The following is a 6,084-nucleotide window of genomic DNA, read 5'->3' as shown; positions in this document are numbered from 1 at the left end:
TCAAGAACGTCGACATCGACATCCCACGCGACTCGCTCGTCGTGTTCACCGGCCTGTCCGGTTCCGGAAAGTCCAGCCTCGCGTTCGACACGATCTTCGCCGAGGGGCAGCGTCGTTATGTCGAATCGCTGAGCGCGTATGCGCGGCAGTTCCTTGGCCAGGTCGATCGACCGGACGTCGACTTCATCGAGGGGCTGAGCCCTGCGGTGTCGATCGACCAGAAGTCGACCAACCGCAATCCGCGGTCGACCGTCGGCACGATCACCGAGATCTACGACTACATGCGACTCCTGTGGGCGAGGATCGGCATCCCGCACTGCCCCGAGTGCGGTGAGCGCATCCAGCGTCAGACCGTGCAGCAGATCGCCGACCAGCTCATGGGCCTGCCCGAGCGCACCCGGTATCAGATCGTCGCGCCGATCGTCTCGCAGAAGAAGGGCGAGTTCGTCGACCTGTTCCGGGAGCTCGGTGCCAAGGGATACTCGCGTGCCATCGTCGACGGCGACCTGATCCAGCTCGCCGAGCCCCCCACACTCAAGAAGAGCTACAAGCACGACATCGCGGTCGTCGTCGATCGCCTCGTGGCCGCCGACGACATCCTCGGCCGTGTCACGGACTCGGTCGAGACCGCGCTGGGCCTCGCCGGTGGCGTCGTGCAGGTGAACTTCGTCGATGAAGAGGGCGACGACGCCTGGCAGTCGTTCTCCGAGAAGCTCGCCTGCCCCAACGGCCACGCGCTCACCCTCACCGAGATCGAGCCGCGCACCTTCTCGTTCAACGCGCCGTTCGGTGCGTGTCCCGCGTGCTCGGGCCTCGGAACCCGCATGTCGGTGGACGTCGACCTGATGCTCGGCGACGAGGAGCTCTCGATCCGCGAGGGCGCGATCATCCCGTGGACCACCCAGGGCAAGGGGCTCTTCCAGTATTACGAGCGACTGCTCGAGGGTCTGGCTGCCGACCTCAACTTCTCGCTCGACACCCCGTGGCAGGATCTGCGGGTCGACGTGCAGGATGCGATCCTTCGCGGCGACAACTACAAGGTCACGGTCAAGTTCAAGAACCGGTACGGCCGCGAGATGCGCTACGCCTCGGGGTTCGAGGGCGTGGTGCCGTACATCGAGCGCCAGTACGCGCAGGCCGAGTCCGACACGCAGCGCGCGCGCTGGGGCGAGTACCTCCGCGAGGTGCCGTGCCCGGTGTGCGACGGCAACAGGCTGAAGCCCGAGGTGCTCGCGGTGCAGGTGCACGGGCACTCGATCGCCGAGGTCTCGCACCTCAGCCTCGTCGACGCCCGCGAGTTCATGGAGACTCTGACTCTCACCGACCGTGAGGCGAAGATCGCAGCGCAGGTGCTCCGCGAGATCCGTCTTCGGCTCGACTTCCTGCTGCAGGTCGGGCTCTCGTACCTCAACCTCAGCCGCTCCGCCGGCTCGCTCTCGGGTGGTGAGGCGCAGCGCATCCGCCTGGCCACGCAGATCGGCTCCGGTCTCACCGGCGTCCTGTACGTGCTCGACGAGCCGTCGATCGGGCTCCACCAGCGTGACAACCGACGCCTGATCGACACTCTGCTCAAGCTGCGTGATCTGGGCAACACCCTGATCGTCGTCGAACACGACGAAGAGACGATCGAGGCGGCCGACTGGGTCGTCGACATCGGACCGGGTGCCGGCGTGAACGGTGGCGCGGTCGTGCACTCGGGTCCGTACTCGGGCCTGCTGGACGAGCCCGACTCGATGACGGGGGAGTACCTCTCGGGAGCCCGAGAGATCCCGACGCCGACGAAGCGGCGCAAGCTCGACAAGAAGCGCAAGATCAGCATCGTCGGAGCTCGGGAGAACAACCTCAAGAACGTGAGCGTCGACTTCCCGCTCGGAGTCCTGACCGCGGTCACCGGCGTCTCCGGATCGGGAAAGTCCTCTCTGGTCAACGACATCCTGTACCAGGTGCTCGCCTCGCGGCTCAACGGAGCGCGCACCGTTCCCGGCAAGCACACCCGCGTGTCGGGCCTCGACAACCTCGACAAGGTCGTGCATGTCGACCAGGCGCCGATCGGTCGCACGCCGCGGTCGAACCCGGCGACGTACACCGGAGTCTTCGACAGGATCCGCTCGCTGTTCAGCGAGACTCCCGAGGCGAAGGTGCGCGGCTACCAGCCGGGCCGATTCAGCTTCAACGTCAAGGGCGGGCGCTGCGACGCCTGCTCGGGTGACGGCACGATCAAGATCGAGATGAACTTCCTCCCCGACGTGTACGTCGACTGCGAGGTCTGCCACGGCAAGCGCTACAACCGCGACACGCTCGCGGTGCACTACAAGGGCAAGAACATCGCCGAGGTCCTCGAGATGCCGATCGCCGAGGCGGCGGAGTTCTTCGAGCCGATCCAGGCGATCCACCGGTACATGAAGACGCTGGTCGACGTGGGCCTCGGATACGTGCGCCTCGGTCAGTCGGCGACGACTCTGTCCGGTGGAGAGGCGCAGCGCGTCAAGCTCGCGACCGAGCTCCAGCGGCGCAGCAACGGCCGCAGCATCTACGTGCTCGACGAACCGACCACGGGTCTGCATTTCGAAGACGTCCGCAAGCTGCTCGAGGTCCTGAACGGCCTCGTCGACAAGGGCAACACGGTCATCGTCATCGAGCACAACCTCGATGTGATCAAGTCCGCGGACTGGGTCATCGACCTCGGCCCCGAGGGTGGATCGGGCGGCGGCGAGATCCTCGCCACCGGAACACCCGAGCAGATCGCCCGGGTGCAGGAGAGCCACACCGGGCAGTTCCTCGCCGAGATCCTGGATGAGGGGCGCTCCGCGCGGAAGGCCAGCTGATGGCCGACACGCTCCACTACAAGCCGAGGGCGGGTGAGATTCCCACCAACCCCGGCGTGTACCGGTTCCGGGACGCCGATGGGCGTGTGCTCTACGTGGGCAAGGCGAAGAACCTTCGGCAGCGACTGTCGAACTACTTCGCTCCTCTGCGCACCCTGCACGAGCGCACTCGTCGGATGGTGACGACGGCTTCGTCGGTCGAGTGGACGGTCGTGCCGACGGACGTCGACTCGCTGCAACTGGAGTACATGTGGATCAAGGAGTTCGATCCACCCTTCAACGTCCGATATAAAGACGACAAGTCGTACCCGTTCATGGCGGTCACCCTCGGTGACGAAGCGCCCAGGGTGATCGTCACCAGGAACCGCAAGATCCCCGGCGCACGATACTTCGGCCCGTACCCTAAGGTCTGGGCGGTGCACGAGACGATCGATCTGATGGTCAAGGCGTTCCCGATCCGCACGTGCAGCGATTCGAGCTACAAGCGAGCCATGCAGACCGGGCGGCCCTGCTTCCCCGGGCAGATCGGCAAGTGCGGCGGTCCGTGCTCCATGACCGTGACGATCGAAGAGCACCGTGCCATGGTCGACGACTTCGTCGCCTTCATGGCCGGCGGAGACGAACGGTTCACGCGAGAGCTGACCAGGCGGATGCTCGCCGCCTCGGCGGCGATGGACTACGAAGCGGCGGCCAAGTACCGCGACAAGCTCTCCGCGATCGAGGCTGTGCTCGGCAAGAGCGCACTGGTGCTGGCGAGCGACGAGGACGCCGATCTGTTCGGCATCGCAGAAGACGAGCTCGCCGCCGCTGTGCAGCACTTCGTGATCCGAGGCGGACGCGTGCGCGGTGTCCGAGCGATGACGATCGAGAAGGAGATCGACATCTCCTCGGCCGACCTCGTCGATCAGGTGCTCCAGCGCGCGTACGGTGACGCGCAGGATGTGCCCCGTCGCATCATCGTGCCGACGATGCCGGACGATGCTGCCGAGCTCGAGGTGTGGTTGCGGGAGCGACGCGGCAAGAAGGTCGAGATCGCCGTCGCGCAGCGCGGGCAGCGCGCCGACCTCATGCGCACCGCCACTCTCAACGCCCAGCAGGCTCTGATCCGGTACAAGACCCGTCGTACGAGCGACTACGTCGCGCGCACCCAGGCGCTCACCGACCTGCAGGAGGCTCTGGGCATGACCGAAGCACCCCTGCGCATCGAGTGCTTCGACATCTCGCACCTCAGCGGCACGAACGTCGTCGCATCGATGGTGGTCTTCGAAGACGGGTTGCCGAGGAAAGACCAGTACCGGTCGTTCAACATCCCCGAGACCACAGACGACACGGATTCGATGTACCAGGTGCTGCGGCGTCGTCTGGCGTATCTCGATCGCCCCGAGGAGCAGGACCCGCAGGAGCAGGCCGCCGAGGACGCCCTCGCCGAGGGGGTCGTGGCCGAGGTCAAGCGCAAGCCGCGTTTCGCGTATCCGCCTCAGCTGCTGCTCGTCGACGGTGGCCAGCCGCAGGTCGAAGCCGCGGCACGGGCGCTCCGCGATGCGGGACACAGCGAGATCGCGGTGTGCGGTATCGCGAAGCGACTCGAGGAGATCTGGCTGCCGGGGGAGGACTTCCCGGTGATCCTGCCGCGCACGAGCGAGTCCCTTTACCTCCTGCAGCGCCTGCGCGACGAGGCCCACCGATTCGCCATCACCCACCAGCGGAAGCGGCGAAAAGGAGACATCAGCACGGTCCTCGCGGAGGTTCCCGGACTCGGCGCCTCACGCATCAAGGTGTTGCTCAAGCATTTCGGATCAGTGACCGCGCTCAAGTCGGCGGCTCCGGCGGAGATCGAAGAGGTGCAGGGCATCGGGCCCGTGCTCGCACGGAACATCCACTCGCATCTGTCCACGCGGTAGCGCGCAGTCGATAGGCTTGACGTCAGCGGGGGAGAAGGAGTCAACCATGGCTGACGGCGATAAAGGCGAGTTCCTCATCGTCACGGGCATGTCGGGCGCAGGACGCACGACTGCCGCCAATGCACTCGAGGACCTCGGGTGGTACGTCGTCGACAACCTTCCGCCGCAGATCCTCCGTCCGCTCCTCGACCTCACCGACATGGGCGGCACCTCGCTGCCGAAGATCGCTGCGGTGGTCGACGTCCGTGGGCGCAATCTCTTCGACGATTTCCCCGGCGTGACGCGCGCCCTGCGCTCTCGAGGGTCGATCCGGATCCTTTTCCTCGACGCCTCCGACGACGTGCTCGTCCGTCGTTTCGAGGCCGTACGTCGTCCGCAGCCGCTGCAGGGTGACGGCACACTGCTCGACGGCATCCGCACCGAGCGCGCCAAGCTTGCGCCGATCCGCGAAGCGGCCGACCTCGTGATCGACACCTCCTCGCTCAACATCCATCAGCTCGCCACCCAGGTGTCCGAGCTGTTCTCGGAAGAGGGGGCGGCCCGTCACCGCGTGACTCTGATGAGCTTCGGGTTCAAGTACGGACTCCCGACCGACGTCGACCTCGTGGCGGACATGCGATTCCTCCCGAACCCCTTCTGGAACGAGGAACTGCGCGGTCTCACCGGCCAGGACGAGCCCGTGCGCGACTACGTGCTCTCCCGTGAAGGCGCCGCGGAGTTCCTCGATGCCTATGCGGCCGCCCTGACGCCCGTGCTCGAGGGGTATCAGCGAGAGAACAAGAGCCATTCGACCGTCGCGATCGGGTGCACGGGGGGCAAGCATCGCTCCGTGGCGATGGCCGAGGAGCTCGCTCGGCGCCTCGCGGCGGTGCCCGGCGTGGCCGTCAACGTGCGGCACCGGGACCTCGGCCGGGAGTAGGAACCGCCTCGGGCCGAGTAAGCTGGAGGTTTGCGTCGCGATCCGGCGCGTGAGCGTAGAGGAGTGTCGTGGCACTAACCACCGACGTCAAGGCTGAGCTGGTCAGCATCCGCAATGCACCCCCCACGGTGCGCGTCGCGGAGGTCACATCGATCCTCCGGTTCGCCGGTGGGCTGCACTCGATCGCCGGGCGGGTCGCCGTCGAGGCCGAGGTGGATGCCGAAGTGCTCGCTCAGCGCGTCGCCCGCGATCTGGCCGAGATCTACGGCGTCCGCCCGGAGATCGCACAGGTGCAGTCGAGCACCGCGAACGACGGCGCGCGATGGGCTGTCCGAGTGATCGCGGCAGGCGAGACCCTCGCCCGTCAGACCGGGCTGCTCGACCAGCGCCGCCGCCCCGTTCGCGGCCTTCCCAATCGCCTCACGACCGGCTCGCGGGC

General features: G+C 66.6%; 4 protein-coding genes. All 4 read left to right on the top strand.

What is annotated here, in order from left to right:
- A partial coding sequence (gene uvrA / locus RTM68_RS16315; RefSeq protein WP_312172923.1) for an excinuclease ABC subunit UvrA occupies positions 1–2,825 on the top strand: 2,825 nt, incomplete at its 5' end.
- Positions 2,825–4,726 (top strand): excinuclease ABC subunit UvrC, encoded by a 1,902-nt coding sequence (gene uvrC, locus RTM68_RS16310; RefSeq protein WP_312172922.1) that lies wholly within the window; start codon positions 2,825–2,827, stop codon positions 4,724–4,726. The genes uvrA and uvrC, both read left to right, overlap by 1 nt.
- A gap of 46 nt (positions 4,727–4,772) precedes the next feature.
- Positions 4,773–5,645 carry an RNase adapter RapZ gene (rapZ, locus tag RTM68_RS16305; protein ID WP_194763392.1) on the top strand — a complete coding sequence of 291 codons (873 nt, stop codon included), beginning with the start codon at positions 4,773–4,775 and terminating at the stop codon, positions 5,643–5,645.
- A 68-nt stretch (positions 5,646–5,713) separates the two neighbouring features.
- On the top strand, positions 5,714–6,084 hold a 371-nt coding region (gene whiA, locus RTM68_RS16300), incomplete at its 3' end, for a DNA-binding protein WhiA (RefSeq protein ID WP_312172920.1).

It is taken from the genome of Microbacterium sp., from assembly GCF_031988965.1.
Classification (GTDB): Bacteria; Actinomycetota; Actinomycetes; order Actinomycetales; family Microbacteriaceae; genus Microbacterium.
Note: the sequence above shows the minus strand (reverse complement) of the source record. Positions and strands in the feature narration are given on the sequence as shown.

Bases quoted from the DNA above. Each gene is read 5' to 3' on its own strand.
- uvrC (WP_312172922.1), top strand. From the start codon at position 2,825: ATGGCCGACACGCTCCACTACAAGCCGAGGGCGGGTGAGATTCCCACC.
- rapZ (WP_194763392.1), top strand. From the start codon at position 4,773: ATGGCTGACGGCGATAAAGGCGAGTTCCTCATCGTCACGGGCATGTCG.